Here is a 15,694-nt window from a genome sequence, read left to right on the forward strand (position 1 = left end):
CCCTGGCCGGGCGGGTCTTACGATCATCAACCCCTTTCGTTGCTACTCTAAGTAGTCATCTGACTGCTACGAGTGCGTTCCAGGGGTGAATGTGAAGGTCGCCTGTGTCGGTGGCGGGCCCGCCGGCCTGTATCTGTCGATCCTGCTGAAACGGCAGGACCCCTCCCACGACGTCACCGTGTACGAACGCGACCCGGAGGGCTCCACCTACGGCTGGGGCGTGACCTACTGGCGCGGACTGCTCGACCGGCTCCACGAGCACGACCCCGAGTCCGCGCGCGCCGTCGAGGAGCACTCCGTGCGCTGGCGGGACGGCGTCGCCCACGTGGGCGAACGGACCGCCCGCCACCGGGGCGACGAGGGCTTCGGCATCGGCCGTCACCGACTCCTGGAGATCCTCGCCGCCCGCGCCCGCTCCCTCGGCGTGCGCCTGGAGTTCGAGTGCGAGATCACCGCCGCCGACCTGCCCGCCGCCGATCTCGTCGTGGCGGCCGACGGGGTGGGCAGCGCCCTGCGCGCCCGGCACGCCGGTCACTTCGGCACCGAGATCCGGGCCGGGCGCAACCACTACGTCTGGCTCGGCACCACCAAGATCTTCGACGCCTTCACCTTCGCCTTCACCGAGACCGAGCACGGCTGGATCTGGGCGTACGGCTACGGCTTCGGTCCCGAGGGCAGTACCTGCGTCGTCGAATGCGCGCCCGAGACCTGGACCGGTCTGGGCCTGGACCGGGCCGACGAGGGTGAGGGGCTGGTCCTGCTGGAGAAACTCTTCGCCGACGTCCTGGACGGCCACCCGCTCACCGGTCGGTCCGGGGCCGGCGCCGGTGCCCAGTGGGCGACCTTCCGCACCCTCACCAACCGCACCTGGTCCCGGGGCAACCTGGTCCTGCTCGGCGACGCGGCCCACACCACGCACTACTCCATCGGCGCCGGTACCACGCTCGCCCTGGAGGACGCCATGGCCCTGTCCGCCGCACTGCGCGAGCGGGGGACCCTCCAGGACGCCCTCGCCCACTACGAGCGGGAACGCAGGGCGGCCCTGCTGCCGTCGCAGAGCGCGGCCCGCTTCAGCGCCCAGTGGTACGAGAACCTGCCCCGCTACATCCACCTGCCGCCGGAGCGGATGTTCGCCCTCCTCGGCCAGCGCCACTCGCCCCTGCTGCCGTACGTCCCGCCCCGGCTGTACTACCGGCTCGACCGGGCGGCCGGGCGACTGGAGGGGCTGCGCCGGCTCAAGCGCTGGCTGGGACCGAGGCTCGCGCGGACGCTCCAGGCACGCCGGCCGGCCACTCGCGGCCGAAGGAGCGCGCAGGGCCGTCCCGACGCGGTGCGGGATCACTCCGGATGACAGACTGACGGCATGGACGAGCGGACATTCGACAGGTCGAACCAGCACGCCTCGGTGGTCGGCCTCGGCACCTGGCAACTCGGCGCCGACTGGGGAGACGTCGACGACAAGGAAGCCCTCACGGTGCTGGAGGCGGCGGCCGAGTCGGGGGTCACCTTCTTCGACACGGCGGACGTCTACGGCGACGGCCGCAGCGAGGAGACCATCGCCACCTTCCTGCGCGGCAGGCCCGACCTGCACGTGCTGGTCGCCACCAAGATGGGCCGCCGGGTCGAGCAGATCCCGCAGAACTACGTACTCGACAACTTCCGGGAGTGGAACGACCGCTCCCGCCGCAACCTCGGCGTCGACGTCGTCGACCTGGTGCAGCTGCACTGCCCGCCGACCCTCGTCTACTCCAGCGACGAGGTGTTCGACGCCCTGGACACCCTGGTCGCGGAGGAGCGCATCGCCTCCTACGGCGTCAGCGTGGAGACCTGCGAGGAGGCGCTCACCGCGATCGCCCGGCCCAACGTGGCGAGCGTGCAGATCATCCTCAACCCGTTCCGTATGAAGCCCCTGCGCGAGGTCCTTCCGGCGGCCCGGGAGGCGGGCGTCGGCATCATCGCCCGGGTGCCGCTGGCCTCCGGGCTGCTGTCCGGCAAGTACACCCGGGACACGGTCTTCGCCGCCAACGACCACCGCAACTTCAACCGGCACGGCGAGGCCTTCGACCAGGGCGAGACCTTCTCCGGCGTCGACTTCACCACGGGCGTGGAGGCCGCGGCCGAGTTCGCCGCGCTCGCCCCCGAGGGTTACACCCCGGCCCAGCTGGCGCTGCGCTGGATCATCCAGCAGCCCGGTGTGACCACCGTGATCCCTGGCGCCCGCTCGCCCGAGCAGGCCCGGGCCAACACGGAGGCCGCCCGGCTGCCGGAGCTGTCCGGGGAGACGCTCGACGCGATCCGCGACCTCTACGACCGTCGGATCAAGGAGCAGGTCGAGGGCCGCTGGTAGGCGGTACCGGTACGCGCGTCCCTCACGGCACCAGGAGCAGCTCGCGCTCCCGCTCCTGGTCGCCGGAGGCCGCTCCCTCGTTCCGCGTGGTGAAGGCGCGGGACAGCGTCTCGCCGGCCGCCTCGACGGCCTGCGGCGTGCCCTGAACGGTGACCGTCACCGGCGCGGACAGCGGCGAACCCGCCTCCCGCGGTGCCGAGGCCGCCTCCGGAGCGGCCGGCGAGTCGAAGGTCGCCGTGCGCACGGTCGCCTGTTCGTCGGCCGGGAGGCCGTCGGGTGCGCCGAAGACGCCCTCCAGCGCCCGGACGATCGCCCGCGCGTCGTCGATGCCGCCACCGCTGAGCGTCACGGTGAGCTGAGTGTCGGACATCCTTCGCCTTCCTCCTGGCCTGCGTCGGTCCCGCCCCGTGTAACCGTCCGCCGACCCCTCAAACCGGATGCCGCCGCCCCGACACGGCGCCTGACCGTGGGGAACCCGGGAAGAGGGAAGGGAACGCAGGCCGCGGTAACCGGGAGGAACAGTGACGGAAATGGACACGGCAGCGAACTCGGAGCGACGCAGGGGGCGCGACGAGACCGAGGAGGAGCGGGCGGACCGGATGTGGACGGACCTGATCCAGGAAGTCCGCGTCGCGCAGATGGGTGTGCAGATCCTGTTCGCCTTCCTGCTGACCGTCGTGTTCACCCCGAAGTACGACGACCTCTCGGACACGAACCAGACGATCTACCTGGTGACGGTGGTCCTGGGCGCCGTGACGACCGGTGCCCTCATCGGCCCGGTGTCCCTGCACCGCATAGTCTCCGGACGGCGAGTGAAACCCCAGGCCGTACGGTTGGCCTCCCGGCTGACCCTGCTCGGCCTGGTGCTGCTGCTCGCCACGATGACGTCCTCGCTCCTGCTGATCCTGCGCGTCGCGACCGACGACGGCTTCGTGCCGTACCTGGTCACCGGCGTGGTGATCTGGTACCTGGTGTGCTGGTTCGGGATACCCCTGTGGACCCGGCATCGCCACACCTCGCGCTGAGGCCGGTCAGCCCTCGGCCATGAGCTCCGCGAGGAAGTCGTCGACGCGGACCTCCTCCTCGCCCGGCCGGACCACGGTGTGGGTCTCGCGCAGGAAGGCCTCCACGGCCGCGGCCCACACGAACACCACGGCGTGGTGGCGTTCCCCGTCGGGCCGGGCGTCGCCCAGCAGTTCGATGCGCAGCTCGTCCCACAGGCCCCGCGACTCGGGGCGCAGCCGGACGTCGCCCACGCCGACCGGGCGGGTGAGGCCCTCACCCACCATCTCCCGGTCCAGCGTCCACCGGGCGAGCACACGGCCGTCATGGCTGAACACCACGGTGAGCGCGAAGGGGTCCGCGGCCTCGTAGGCGAAGTGGGCGAGCACGGGGAAGCGGTCGGCGTCGCCCGCCTGGAGCTGCACCACCAGAGTCTTGTGCACGAGGGAGTTCACGACGGGGGCCTCCAGGGGGACGGACGTAGAGCCCTCTAGTACCCCGCCCGCCCGCAAGATGCTCAGGCGGACGGGTGATTCGCCCGTGCCGGGTTTCACGAACGGGTTCAGGACCGGCCCAGTGCCTCGCGCAGCGCGGGCAGGAGGGTCTTCTCCGACCAGTCCAGGAAGGCGGGTTGCGACTCGCCGCCGATCTGCACCAGGGCGATCTCGGTGAATCCGGCCTCGGCGTAGGGGCGTACGGCCTCCACGAAGGCGTCCGGGTCGTCGCCGCAGGGGATCGACTCGGCGACGTCGTCCGGGGTCACGAACTGGGTGGCGGCATCGAACGAATCCGGGTGCGGGAGCTCCGAATTGACCTTCCAGCCGCTGCCGAACCAGCGGAACTGCGCGTGGGCGCGCTTGATCGCCGTGTCCCGGTCCGGGTCGTAGGACACCGGCAGCTGGCCCACGCGCGGCTTGCCCTCGCCGCCGTGCCGGTCGAAGGCCTCCAGCAGTTCCGGCTTCGGCTCGGTGGCGATCACCAGGTCGGCGTGCTCGCCCGCGAGCGCGCAGGAACGCTCACCGGAGACGGCGATCCCGATCGGCGGCGCGCTGTCCGGCAGATCCCACAGCCGGGCCGACTCCACGTCGAAGTGCGTGCCGCGATGGTTCACATGGCGGCCCTCGAACAGCGCCCGGATGATCTCCACGGCCTCCGTGAGCATCTCGTGCCGCACGTCCACGGACGGCCAGCCGCCGCCCACCACGTGCTCGTTGAGGTTCTCGCCCGAGCCGAGTCCCAGCCGGAACCGGCCCTCGGACAGCAACTGCAGCGTCGCCGCCTTCTGCGCCACCACCGCCGGGTGGTAGCGGAACGTCGGGCACGTCACGTAGGTCATCAGCGGGATGCGGGAGGTCGCCTGGGCGGCGGCGCCCAGCACGGCCCACGCGTAGGGCGAGTGCCCCTGCGAACGCAGCCACGGGAAGTAGTGGTCCGAGGTCACCGAGAAGTCGAACCCCACCTCCTCGGCCCGCACCAGATGGCCGACGAGCTCACGGGGGCCGGCCTGCTCGGTCATCATCGTGTATCCGATTCGCACCATAACGGGCGAGTCCCCGGCCAGGCGGAGCGAAAACGGAGGGAATCCGGAGGGAATCCGGAGGAGCAGGAGTCAGTCCGCGTCCTCCCGGAACGTCCCGAGGAAGGCGGTGAGCGCCTGCTCGTTCGCCGAGTCGTCCCAGTCGTCGGCCGGAGTCGTCCAGCGCAGCGAGAAGCTGCGTCCGCCGCCGAGGAGGAAGCCGCGGCCGAAGGTGCGCACCCGGGTGTCGTCGTCCCGGGCGACCCACTCCATGTCGGCCGCCTCGCGTCCCCGGTACGTGGTCGCGCGGATCTCGCCGATCCTGCGGTAGTCGCCCGACCGCTCCAGGCCGGGCTCGACGTCGTCGCGCCAGACCGCCACGGGATCCTCGCCCGCGCGCTCGCTGTAGGTGACCGCGAGGGTGCGCGGGTCGCCGGACGAGCCGAAGACGACCCGGTACGCCACGTCGGACACCCGCGAGGTGTCCAGCCGCCGCCAGTCCTCGGGGAGGGCGACGGAGAAGCCCTCCGGCGCGTCGTAGCGGCGGAACCCGGCCGGTACGGCGTCGCCCGGCTTCGTCGGTGCGGGAGTCGCGCTCGGCGGGGGAGCGGGGGAGGCGGGGGCGGTGCCGCCGGTGGGCGGTGAGGCGGGGGGCGAGGCGGAGGGCGAGGGGCGCTGCCCGGTGCCGGAGCCGGTGGCGGTGCCGGTGCCGGTGCCGCCGTCCGTGCCGGGCAGCCCGTGGGTGACGGCGAGGACGGCGACCGTGACCGTGACGACGGCCAGGGCGGTGCCCGCGAGCATCGTCCGCCGGCTCCATTCGCCGCTCACCTGCCGGGCCGCGGCGCACGCGCCCCGCAGCCGGGGGCGGGGGGCCTCGCGCACCGCGGCGTCGGGATCCTCCGTCAGCACCCGGACGAGGGCCTCGCGGACCACCGGCCGGGTCAGCCGCTCCCGCGAGTTCTTGCGCAGGAGTCCCTGCACGGCCTGGGTGAGCGGACCGGCGCGCACCGGGGTGCGCAGCGGCAGCCGGTCCACGCCCTTCAGCGTCGTCTCGGGCCGGCCCCGGTCACGGAACGGCGGACGGCCCTCGACCATCGTGTAGAGGATCGCGCCCAGCGTCCACAGATCGGCGGCGGGCCCGATCCGCTCGTCGCGGGCCTGCTCGGGCGAGGCGTACGAGGGCGCGGTGAGCCTCGGCGCGAGGGTGGCGCCGGCCAGTCCGAAGCCGGTGACGACGACGGAGCCCTCCTCGCGCACGAACACCTGCCCCGGGCTCAGCTCGCCGTGCGTGACACCGAGGTCGTGCGCCGCCTCCAGCACGTCCAGCAGTTCCAGGCCGATGCGGGCCGCCCGCACGTAGTTGAACGTGCCCTGCCGGTCCAGGAGTTCGGCGAGCGGTACGCCGCCGACCCATTCGGTCACCGTCCACAGGGCGCCGTCCGCCACGACCGCGTCGACCACGGCGGGGACCCGCCCGGGGCACAGCGACTGCATGGTCTCGCAGGTGCGGACCACCCGGCCGGGTGCCCTGCGGGCGGTCTCACCGGCCTGCTCCTCCGGGAGCCCGACCTGCGTGACCAGACACGGGCGGCCCGTCCCGGTGTCCTCCCCGGACCAGCAGACCCGGTTCGTCTCACGGTGGACGACCTCGAGCAGGCGGTACCGACCGGCGACCAACTCGTGTGTGGAGACGTGCGCCCTGCCCATGGCCATCCCTCGTTCGCACCGCTGGCTCTCAGCTTGCCCAGAGGTACGGCCGGCGAGCGGTGTCGCGTTCAACGAATGGGCGAGCCGGGCCATTTCTGACCCTTCTTCAAAATCGGCGAACACGTGCGCGACGGCGAATTCCGGAAAAGCGGCCGTGCGGGCGCGCACCGCCGCTGAACTGGGCAGCACCGTGCTCCCGTTCGGCCCCGCATTTCCACCCTCGGTGCGCGTGGCACCGGAAATACGGGGCCGACCTGCGGGTAACCCACGGTAAATGCGGATGTCGCGCGGGAAATCCGGGTCAGCGCAGCCCGAAGCGGTCCGCCCAGGCCGTCATGTCGGTGGTCGTGGCGTTGCCACCACACACCACCAGCCCGATACGGGCGCCGTCGCCCACCCGCTCCACCACGCGGCGGGCCGCGGGCACCAGACAGCCGGCGGCCGGCTCGGTCCACACCTTGCCGTGCTCGGCGAGAGCCAGCGAACCCTCGACGGCCTCCCGGTCCGGCACCACGAGCACCTCGCCGACCAGCGCCGACACATGGTCGTACGTGAGCTGTGAGACGGACGGGGCGCTGAGCGTGGTGACGATCGAGGACAGGGGCACGGCGAGCGGCCCGCCCGCCGCCAGCGCCCGCGACATGGCCTCGGCGCCCTCGGTCTCCACACCCCAGATCCGCACGTCCGGCCGCAGGGCCCGCAGCGCCGCCGCGACCCCCGCTATCAGGCCGCCGCCCCCGATGCTCACGATCACGTCGGTGAGCTCCCCGACGTCCTCGGCGAACTCCAGCCCGACGGTGCCCTGCCCGGCGATCACCACGGGGTCGTCGAAGGGGTGCACCAAAGTCAGGCCCTCTTCCCGCAGCCGGTTCACCAGAGCGAAGGCACTGTCCATGCCGTCGGTGAGCCGCACCAGCGCGCCCGCCTCCTCGGCGGTCTCCACGGAGCGGGTCGGTGCCGTGCGCGGCATGACCACGGTGGCCTTCACGTCGAGGGCGGCGGCCATGACCGCGACGGCGATGCCGTGGTTGCCGCCGCTGACCGCGACGACACCGGCGGCCCGCTCGGCCTCGGTCAGCGACAGCAGCTTCGCCGTCGCGCCGCGTGCCTTGAACGAGCCGGTGCGCTGGAGCAACTCCAGCTTCGCGGTGACCGGGACCCCGAGCAGCGCGGACAGCCCAGGGCTGGGCACGGTCGGCGTGCGTACGACATGTCCGGCGATCCGCTCGGCCGCGGCTTCGATCTCGGTGATCCCGATCAAGGCAGTCATCCTTCCGGTGCGGGCGGTGATCCGCGCCCCTTCGCACCCTTTCGCGCGCCGCGCCCAAGGTCAACACGTCGCCGAGGGCGCGGGTGAGCGGCGTCGCAGGTCACGGGCGCTCAGAGGTCGCGCCGCACCAGGAAGTCCAGCAGCGACCGCAGCTCCCGGGCCGTCTCCGCTCCCGGTGCCGCCTCGGCGAGTGCCGCCTCCGCCGCGCCGAGGCACCGGTGCGCCTCGGCCAGTGCCGCCGTACGACCGCCCGCCTCGTCGATCAGGGCGGCGGCCTCCTCGGGATCGGCGGCGTCGGACGCCAGCAGCGCGGCCAGCCGCCGCGCGGCCGGAAGGGGGGCGTCGAGCGCCGCCAGCACCGGGAAGGTCTTCTTCCGCTCCCGCAGGTCGCCGTGCACGGGCTTGCCGGTGACGGCCGGGTCGCCCCAGACGCCCAGCATGTCGTCGACGACCTGGAAGGCGATGCCGAGGTGCCGCCCGGCCCGGTCGAGAGCGGCGGCCGTCGACCGGGGCGCCCCGCCGAGCACGGCACCCATGGCCGCCGCGCAGCCCAGCAGCGACCCCGTCTTGTGCTCGGCCATCGCCCGGTACTCGCCCGGCCGCACCCGCTTCGGGCCCGTCCACGGGCGCTCGGTGAACAGCAGGTCGTCCGCCTGTCCGCGTACCAGGTCGTTCAGCGCGGCGGACAGCAGACGGACCGTCCGGGGGCCTGCCGGGGCGGCGGCGAGCGTCTCGACGGCCAGGGCGAACAGCGCGTCGCCCGCGAGGACGGCGGGCCCGGTGCCGTACGCCTTCCAGACGGCGGGGCGGCGGCGTCGCGCCGGATCGCCGTCCATGATGTCGTCGTGCAGCAGCGAGAAGGCGTGCACCAGCTCCACCGCGACCGCCGCGGGCACCCCCGCCCGCCCGGACGCACCGGCCGCCTCGGCGCCCAGCACGGCGAGGGCCTGCCGTACGCCCTTGCCGCCGGAGGCCCCGACGCCGGCGGGCGCCCCGCCCACCTCGCACCAGCCGAAGGAGTACGCGGCCATCTCGGCCACCCACGGATGCAGCCGCCCCACGGCCTCCTCCAGCGCGGGCCGCACCAGTGCGCGGCTGCGGCCGAGGACCCGCGGAGCACCCACCGGCGCCGCTGCCGCCATGGCCGTCGCCGTCACCGCACGGCCTCCGTCACGACGTGGCCCTGCGCGCCCGCGTCGGCTTGCGCCACCGTGTGGGGCTGCGCGCCCGCGTCGGCTTGCACCGCCGTGTGGGGCTGCGCGCCCGCGTCGGCCTGCGCGCCCGCGTGGGTCCGCACCACCGCGTAGGGATCCGCCACCGCGTGGCCCTGCGCGCTCGTGTCGGCCTGCGCCACCCCGTCCGTCTGCGTGCCCGTCAGGCCGAACTCCTCCTGTGCCCGGGCCACCATCTTCCGGGCGTGCATCAGGCCGATTCCCTCCAGGACTCCGGCCAGCTCGGAGAGTTCGGCGGCCGTCTCGGTGCGGTCGCGGCCCAGGCGGGCCAGTGACTTGGCCAGGCCCAGCCGGGAGAGGGCCTCCCCGCGCGGCTCGCCCATGGCACGGAACTCCGCGAGCGCCTGCTCGTAGAGGTCGCGGGCCTCGGCGTAACGCCCGGCGCGGTACAGGACGTTGCCGCGCATCTTGTGGTTGTAGGCCAGCGCGCCGGACAGCTTCATCGCCCGGCAACCCGTCTCCGCCTCGGTGAGCAGGTCCAACGCCCGCCCGGTGTCACCGTCGCGCACCGAGACGACGTCGGCGAGCCCCCGCAGCGCCCAGGCGTGGCCGCGCCGGTCCTCGGCCCGGGCGGCGATCCCGGCCGCTTCCTCGAACAAGGCGTACGCGCGGTCGTACGCGCCGGTGTTGCGGTGCATCTGGGCGATGCCCTCCAGCGCCCACACGGTGTGCCGTGCCTCGCCGCGCCGCCGCGCCTCGGCCAGCAACTGCTCGTGCAGCCGCCCGACGGCCTCGTAGTCACCCTGGATCCGGCCGGTCTCGGCCAGGCCCGCCAGCGAGTAGCCGCGGACGACGACGTCACCGCCGCGTTCGCCGAGATCGGCCGCGAGCCCGAGCAGCCGCCGGGCCAGCCGGAGGGCACCGCGCTGCCGGGCCAGCGTCCCGCCGCTCCACAGCGCCCAGGCCATCGCCGCGGTGTCCCCGGCCGTGCGCGCCGCCCGGTAACTCGCCTTCCACGCCCGGTCCGCCTCCCCGACCCGGCCCAGCCGGCGCTGGGCCTCGGCCACCGCGAGGCCGGAGCGCGCCGCCTCGCCGTGCCGTCCCGCGCGCTCGGCCGCCGCCAACTGCTCCGCCCCGGCGGCCAGGACATCGGTCAGCGAGGAGTTGACGGAGAGGGCGGTGAGGGCGCCCTGGTACTCCGGGGCGAATGCCTTGCCGTACATGGATTCCTTTCGGTCCATACGCACAGGCGCGTGTACACCGGGAGCGAGCGCTCGGTCGCGCACTCGTATGCACTCCATGTATACGCGCTGTGTATAGTGCGTCGAAAACCAGCCCTGGTCACGTGGGGCGACCAGGGCGGCGTCACCTGTTGCCGATCAAGACGTCGACGGAGCGGACCGGGTTGCCTCAGTGCTGCTGCGTCTTCTGCGGCGTCACCTCGCTCGGCCGTACGACGACGAAGCCCTGGCCCTGGAGATGCAGTTGCACGGCCTCACCGGAACCGCCGCGCAGCATCGAGCCGATGGACTGCGAACGGTGCAGGGAGGTCGACAGCCCGGCGGACCAGCCGACGATCGCGTCCGTGTCGACGTAGACCGGGTACTCGGGCGAGACCGGGATGACCAGCGGGCTGCCGTCGCACACCAGCCCCAGCCTGCCGTGTCCCGTGAAGACGCTGTTGAACAGCCCGCCGCCGGTGACGCCGGCGCCCTTGACCGTGGCGATGCGGTACGACAACGAGGAGTCGAAGCACAGGACGTTGCGGCCGTTGACCGTGAACTCGTCGCCGGGCTCCACCTCGACGATGAAGCAGCTCTGCGCCTCGTGCGCGAACCAGGCCTCGCCCTGTCCGCGCACCGCCATCAGGGGCAGCCCCTCCCCGGTGACCGCGCGCTTGAGCATGCCGCCCACGCCTTGGCCCTTGCGCTCGAACTGGAGGTTGCCGCGGTAGGCGACCATCGCCCCCTGCCGGGCCAGCATGTCGCCGTTCACCGTGTAACGGATGCACTTGGAGTTCTCGACGGTCATGCCCGGCGCCGTGGCGGGCTGCACCATGTGCTCGCTGGAAAAGAGGTCACCCTTCATATGGGCATCCTGGCCCGGAGTGCCCCCTTCCGCCAAGATCGTGCGCCAGGCGCCGTGTTCAGCCGCCGAAGAGCTGGGTCCAGTACGTCCCCGCCCGGCCGCCGCCGGCGAGACCGATGCCGATGTGGGTGAAGTCGCCCTTGAGGATGTTGGCGCGGTGTCCTGGGCTGTTCATCCAGCCCTCCACCACGTCGGCTGGGGAACGCTGGCCGCAGGCTATGTTCTCGCCGACCGTGTGCCGAGTGGCGCCCGCGGCGGCGGCCCGGTCCCAGGGCTTGCCGCCGTCCGGGTCGGTGTGCGAATAGAAGTCGCGGGCGACCATGTCCGCGCTGTGCGCCTGGGCCGCGTGGGTCAGCCGGGCGTCGACGGCCAGGGCGGGCAGGCCCGCCCTGATCCGCTCCCGGTTGGTGAGCTCGACGACCTCGGCCGTCGTCCGGACCAGGCCGTCCGGGGTGAACGGCACGGCCCACAGAGCGGTCCAGTACGTGTCGCCCGAGGGCCCGCCGGTGACGTGCGCCCAACCGGCGTGCGTGAAGGCGGCGCCGTGCAGCGTGCGCCGGGTCCGCTCGGTGCGCAGGCAGTACGCGACGAACTCGGTGGGCGTGCGCGGACCGGAGACCAGGTGCTCGCCGACGGTGAGATACGCGTACCCGGCGGAGACGACGCGCTGGTGGACGGAGAGGCCGTCCCGGGTCTCGACGCTCAGCGTGCCCGCGGCGGCCATGGCGGCGGCGTGGGCCCGGGCCGCGGAGACCAGGCGCGCGTCGGCGGCGACGGGGCCGGAACCGGCCGCGGCCCGGGCGGAGTTGACCAGGCCGAGAAAGCCGTCGGTGTCGGCGGGAGGCGGTGCGGGGATGACGCGGGGCGCGGTCGGCGCCCGGTCGTCGGGTGCCGGTGCGTCGTCGACGACCTCCACCCCGAAGTCCCGGGCGAGACCGGCGAGCCCGTCGGCGTAGCCCTGCCCCAGAGCGCGCAACTTCCAGTTCCCGCCGCGCCGGTAGAACTCCGCGAGCAGCAGCACGGTCTCCTGCCGTGGGCGTGGCGGCGTGAACCGGGTCAGTGCCCGGCCGCGCGCGTCGGTGACGTGGAGCGTGGGGGAGGGGAGGTCGCCCAGGGCGGCCCCGGGGTCCGAGGGGCTCACCGCCACCGTCACCCGGGGTCGCACCGGGGCGCAGCCGTGAGGGATCGACGGTGAGCGTGTCGTCCCGCAACCGGGCGCCGGGTGCCTCCGGCTGGTTGTAGAAGACGAAGTCGCCGTCACCGCCCACCTTGCCGCCGTCGTCCGTCACGAGCGCCGACACGTCGAAGGCACCGGGCACCCGCACGCTCACGGGGCCGCCCGGCAGGGGGACGTTGCCCCCGGGGACCAAATCGCTCATCGTGCCGCCCTGTGTGGTGGTTCTCGCTCCGGTAGGGGTGTCGGTGCCGGGACAACGTCCGCCGGACACCGAGGGTTCCCGCGTCCGCTCCGAGCCGGGGGAGGGCGCCGGCCGGGGTCCGTCCCGAGCCGGAGGTCAGGTGGAAGTCGTCGGTTCGGGAGTGACCAGGCCCTGCCGGTAGGCGATCGCCACCGCCTCCGTGCGGCTCGCCGCCGCCAGCTTGGCCAGGATGTTGGAGACGTGGACGCTCGCCGTCTTGGCGCTGATGAACAGCTCCTCGCCGATCTGGCGGTTGCTGCGGCCGAGGGCGAGCAGCCGCAGCACGTCCCGCTCACGGGCGGTGAGTACCGACGCGCGATCGCCGGTGGGCGTCGCGTCCGTCAGCCGGCCGCGGCGGACCAGGTCGTTCAGCCGCTCGCGCAGCAGCGTGGCGCCGAGCCGGTCGGCCTCCCGGCGTACGGTGTCGGCCTCGGCTGCCGCCTCCTCGCGGCGGTCGGCCGCCAGCAGGGCCTCCGCCAGCCGCAGCCGGCACCGCGCGCGTTCGTAGGCGTCGCCGTACGCGAACCCGGCCACCGCCTTCTCCCAGGACGCCGGGTCGGGTCCGGACCCGGCGATCCGGATCCCCTCCGCCTCCGCACGCGCCAGCCAGGCCTGGCCCTCCGGTCCCTGGGGTCTGTCGTCCTCACCCTGACCGGCGGACGACCGGGCCCACTCCAGCAGCTCCGCCGCGGTGTCCGTCCAGCGGCGGAGCCCCGCCGCGTCGCCGGCCCCGCGCAGTACGACGACGGTGTCCGCGACCGCGGACAGGGCCAGGGCGGTGAGCCTGACGGTCACGGCCGGCCGCGGGATCGCGTCGTCGGTGAGCGCCTCGACGGTGGACCGCGCCCACCGCACCGCCTCCTCGGCGTCCCCGCGCAGCGCGGCGGCGTCGGTCAGCACGATGCCGGCGACCAGCGTGCCCATCCAGTCGAACGGCCCCTCCAGCATGGCGCGAGCGCGTTCCGCGGCCCCGGAGTCACCGCGCGCCAGCGCCACGTACAGACCGGGACCGATGGCGTGACCGCCCGCGGCGGGCAGCACGCCGGAGGTGTCCGCCGCCCCGCGCACGCACTCGTCCCAGTGGCCCAGCGTGTACTGCACCAGCAGCCGCAGGTACCGCATCTCCCGCGGATACGGCGAGGACAGCAGCCCGGAGCGGCGGGCCCGGTCCAGCCCCTCCGCCGCCCAGGGCAGGCACTCGTCCAGGTCACCGGACTCGAAACAGCCGATGGCGAGGTTGAACAACGCGCGCATCTCCACCGGCGCGTTGCCCGCCCGCCGCGCCAGCTCCCGCGCCTCCAGCAGCCGCTCGCGGCCCTGCGGAGTGCTCCGGTTGCCGCCTTCGAGACTGGTGAGGGAGATCAGGAGGTCGGCGCGGGCGTCGGTGACGCCCAGGTCCTCCGCGACGCGCAGGGCCCGGCGTGCCACCCGCAGCGCCGTCTCGTACTCCCCGACCTGGCGGGCCGCCATGACGTGTGTCGCCGCGGCCCACACCCACGTGGAAGACGGCGGCTCGGCGGGGATCAGGCCGAGCGCATCGCTGCTGTGGGCGAACGCGGCCGACAGGTTGTCGACGCTCAGCAGGTTCCCGGCGAGTGTGTAGCGGACGCGGGCGGCGAGCTCCAGGTCGGCGTCCTGGCCGAGGCCGGCCAGCGCGGACCGGGTGAGGGAGACCGCGCGGTGCAGCTCCCCGGCGTGCGCGGCGGCCGCCGAGGCGCGCAGCGTGAGCGTCACGGCGTCGGGCCCGGCGGGCCGTGCCGAGGCGTCGACCGCCGACCACAGGTCGAGGGCCGTCTCGACGTGCCGCAGCTCCTCGGCGGGCGCGCCGACGCGCTGGGCGTGGTCGGCGGCCTCCAGGGACGCGGCGAGCGCCTCGGGCAGGTCGTGGCTCTCGCGGTAGTGGTGGGCGCGCTCGGCCGCGCTGTCGGACCGGCGGCCTCGCGCGGCGAGCAGCCGGGCGAACGCGCCGTGCAGCCGGGCCCGTTCCCCTGGGAGCAGGTCGGCGTAGACCGCCTCCCGCGCGAGGGCGTGCCGGAAGGAGTAGGCGTCCCCGTCGCCGGAGACGAGCAACTGCCGCTCCACCGCCTCGCGCAGCGCCGACTCCAGCTCCTCCTCGGGCAGCCCGACGGCGTCCCGCAGCAGGTCGTGACCCACGCGGCGCCCGGCGACCGCGGCGGTGCGCAGTACCTGCTGGGCGATCTCGGACAGCTGCTCGAAGCGGATGAGCAGGACGTCGGCCAGTCCGCTGGGTACACCTCCGGCGGGCGTGTCCGTGGCCGCGACCAACTCCTCGGCGTAGAAGGCGTTGCCCTCGGCGCGTTCGACGATCCGGTGCACGGTGGTGTCCGGCAGCGGCAGGTCGCGCAGGGAACGCACCAGTCGCGCCACGTCGGCGTCGGGCAGCGGCCGCAGTTCCAGCCGCTCCACGGCGGGCAGCCGGACCAGCTCGGCCAGCAGGGGCCGCAGCGGGTGGCGGCGGTGCAGGTCGTCCGCCCGGTACGAGGCGAACACCGCGAGCCGCCCGCCGGGCGCCCCGCCCGCCGGGCGCTGCAGGACTCCCCGGCTGAGCAGGAACCGCAGCAGGTCGCGGGAGGACTGGTCGGCCCAGTGCAGGTCCTCCAGGACCAGCAGCAGCGGGGCGATGTCCGCCAGCTCGGTCAGCAGGGCGGCCACCCCCTCGAACAGCCGCAGCCGCGACCGCGTGCCGGCGCCCCCGCCACCCCCGTCGTCCGGATCGCCGCCGAGCAGCCGGTCGGCGACCGGATGCGCGGCCAGCACGGCGGTGAACCGCTCGTCGGCGGCCAGCACCCCGAGGATCTCGGTGAACGGCAGATACGGCAGGCCCACGTCGCCCAGGTCGACGCAGTGCCCGGTGAGGACGATCGTCCCGGCCGAGGCGGCCCGCCCGGCGACCTCGTCCAGGGTCCGGGTCTTGCCGACCCCGGCGTCCCCGGCGATCAGCACGGCGCGCGCCTCACCGGAGCGGGCGCGCTCCAGTACGCCGGTGAGACGCGCGAGTTCGGCCTCGCGACCGACGAGCGGGCTGCTGAAAGAGGTCTGCTGCACGATGCCCATCCTGGCACGCGCCTCCGACAGCCCCGCGAGGGCAAGGGCGCCGGGCGGCCCCGCCGGATCGCGCCATCGTCGCACCGCAGGGCCGCACACCGGACGGCG

Annotated in this window: 12 protein-coding genes and 1 pseudogene; 3 read left to right on the forward strand and 10 right to left on the reverse strand. The window is 74.0% G+C overall.

The genetic code is table 11. The annotated features are described in order from the left end of the window. The first annotated feature begins 85 nt into the window (after nucleotides 1–85). Both RI578_RS35665 and RI578_RS35670 read left to right on the forward strand, forming a co-directional pair. Nucleotides 86–1,351: an FAD-dependent monooxygenase gene (locus RI578_RS35665; RefSeq protein WP_310874926.1), complete on the forward strand. Its 1,266-nt coding sequence runs from the start codon at nucleotides 86–88 to the stop codon at nucleotides 1,349–1,351. A 12-nt stretch (nucleotides 1,352–1,363) separates the two neighbouring features. After that, complete coding sequence (locus RI578_RS35670) at nucleotides 1,364–2,347, forward strand: aldo/keto reductase (protein ID WP_310874927.1); 984 nt, start codon at nucleotides 1,364–1,366, stop codon at nucleotides 2,345–2,347. 22 nt (nucleotides 2,348–2,369) lie between these two features. Here the strand turns inward: RI578_RS35670 and RI578_RS35675 are convergent, their stop codons facing one another. Beyond that, nucleotides 2,370–2,717, reverse strand: a complete 348-nt coding sequence (locus RI578_RS35675) for a hypothetical protein (RefSeq protein WP_310874928.1) — start codon at nucleotides 2,715–2,717, stop codon at nucleotides 2,370–2,372. A 160-nt stretch (nucleotides 2,718–2,877) separates the two neighbouring features. Between RI578_RS35675 and RI578_RS35680 the strand changes: the two genes are divergently transcribed. Next, nucleotides 2,878–3,372, forward strand: coding sequence for a DUF6328 family protein (locus RI578_RS35680; RefSeq protein ID WP_310874929.1), 495 nt, complete (start codon nucleotides 2,878–2,880; stop codon nucleotides 3,370–3,372). A gap of 6 nt (nucleotides 3,373–3,378) precedes the next feature. Here the strand turns inward: RI578_RS35680 and RI578_RS35685 are convergent, their stop codons facing one another. From RI578_RS35685 to RI578_RS35725, 9 genes and pseudogenes are all read right to left on the reverse strand, one after another. Then, nucleotides 3,379–3,804: an SsgA family sporulation/cell division regulator gene (locus RI578_RS35685; RefSeq protein WP_310874930.1), complete on the reverse strand. Its 426-nt coding sequence runs from the start codon at nucleotides 3,802–3,804 to the stop codon at nucleotides 3,379–3,381. A 107-nt stretch (nucleotides 3,805–3,911) separates the two neighbouring features. Continuing rightward, the gene (locus tag RI578_RS35690; RefSeq protein WP_310874931.1) at nucleotides 3,912–4,889 is read right to left on the reverse strand and encodes an LLM class F420-dependent oxidoreductase; all 978 of its coding nucleotides are present in this window, start codon (nucleotides 4,887–4,889) and stop codon (nucleotides 3,912–3,914) included. A 69-nt stretch (nucleotides 4,890–4,958) separates the two neighbouring features. Next, on the reverse strand, nucleotides 4,959–6,572 hold the full coding sequence (locus RI578_RS35695; RefSeq protein WP_310874932.1) for a serine/threonine-protein kinase: 1,614 nt from the start codon (nucleotides 6,570–6,572) through the stop codon (nucleotides 4,959–4,961). A 301-nt stretch (nucleotides 6,573–6,873) separates the two neighbouring features. After that, the gene (locus tag RI578_RS35700; RefSeq protein ID WP_310874933.1) at nucleotides 6,874–7,833 is read right to left on the reverse strand and encodes a threonine/serine dehydratase; all 960 of its coding nucleotides are present in this window, start codon (nucleotides 7,831–7,833) and stop codon (nucleotides 6,874–6,876) included. Nucleotides 7,834–7,952: 119 nt separating this feature from the next. Next, nucleotides 7,953–8,984 (reverse strand): polyprenyl synthetase family protein, encoded by a 1,032-nt coding sequence (locus RI578_RS35705; RefSeq protein WP_310875946.1) that lies wholly within the window; start codon nucleotides 8,982–8,984, stop codon nucleotides 7,953–7,955. Nucleotides 8,985–8,995: 11 nt separating this feature from the next. Beyond that, nucleotides 8,996–10,237 (reverse strand): tetratricopeptide repeat protein, encoded by a 1,242-nt coding sequence (locus RI578_RS35710; RefSeq protein WP_310874934.1) that lies wholly within the window; start codon nucleotides 10,235–10,237, stop codon nucleotides 8,996–8,998. A gap of 187 nt (nucleotides 10,238–10,424) precedes the next feature. Further along, nucleotides 10,425–11,102 (reverse strand): AIM24 family protein, encoded by a 678-nt coding sequence (locus RI578_RS35715; RefSeq protein ID WP_310874935.1) that lies wholly within the window; start codon nucleotides 11,100–11,102, stop codon nucleotides 10,425–10,427. A gap of 58 nt (nucleotides 11,103–11,160) precedes the next feature. Beyond that, nucleotides 11,161–12,481: pseudogene (locus tag RI578_RS35720) on the reverse strand (CAP domain-containing protein). A 135-nt stretch (nucleotides 12,482–12,616) separates the two neighbouring features. Then, nucleotides 12,617–15,595 carry an AAA family ATPase gene (locus RI578_RS35725; RefSeq protein ID WP_310874936.1) on the reverse strand — a complete coding sequence of 993 codons (2,979 nt, stop codon included), beginning with the start codon at nucleotides 15,593–15,595 and terminating at the stop codon, nucleotides 12,617–12,619. Nucleotides 15,596–15,694 lie beyond the last annotated feature (99 nt).

Source organism: Streptomyces sp. BB1-1-1, from assembly GCF_031597775.1.
In the GTDB taxonomy this organism is placed as follows: Bacteria; Actinomycetota; Actinomycetes; order Streptomycetales; family Streptomycetaceae; genus Streptomyces; species Streptomyces thinghirensis.

What these genes read in the sequence shown, in the direction of transcription:
- RI578_RS35710 (WP_310874934.1), bottom strand. Translation starts at nt 10,237, where the DNA reads ATGTACGGCAAGGCATTCGCCCCGGAGTACCAGGGCGCCCTCACCGCC.
- RI578_RS35675 (WP_310874928.1), bottom strand. Translation starts at nt 2,717, where the DNA reads ATGTCCGACACTCAGCTCACCGTGACGCTCAGCGGTGGCGGCATCGAC.
- RI578_RS35715 (WP_310874935.1), bottom strand. Translation starts at nt 11,102, where the DNA reads ATGAAGGGTGACCTCTTTTCCAGCGAGCACATGGTGCAGCCCGCCACG.
- RI578_RS35680 (WP_310874929.1), top strand. Translation starts at nt 2,878, where the DNA reads ATGGACACGGCAGCGAACTCGGAGCGACGCAGGGGGCGCGACGAGACC.
- RI578_RS35725 (WP_310874936.1), bottom strand. Translation starts at nt 15,595, where the DNA reads ATGGGCATCGTGCAGCAGACCTCTTTCAGCAGCCCGCTCGTCGGTCGC.
- RI578_RS35690 (WP_310874931.1), bottom strand. Translation starts at nt 4,889, where the DNA reads ATGGTGCGAATCGGATACACGATGATGACCGAGCAGGCCGGCCCCCGT.
- RI578_RS35670 (WP_310874927.1), top strand. Translation starts at nt 1,364, where the DNA reads ATGGACGAGCGGACATTCGACAGGTCGAACCAGCACGCCTCGGTGGTC.
- RI578_RS35705 (WP_310875946.1), bottom strand. Translation starts at nt 8,984, where the DNA reads ATGGCGGCAGCGGCGCCGGTGGGTGCTCCGCGGGTCCTCGGCCGCAGC.
- RI578_RS35695 (WP_310874932.1), bottom strand. Translation starts at nt 6,572, where the DNA reads ATGGGCAGGGCGCACGTCTCCACACACGAGTTGGTCGCCGGTCGGTAC.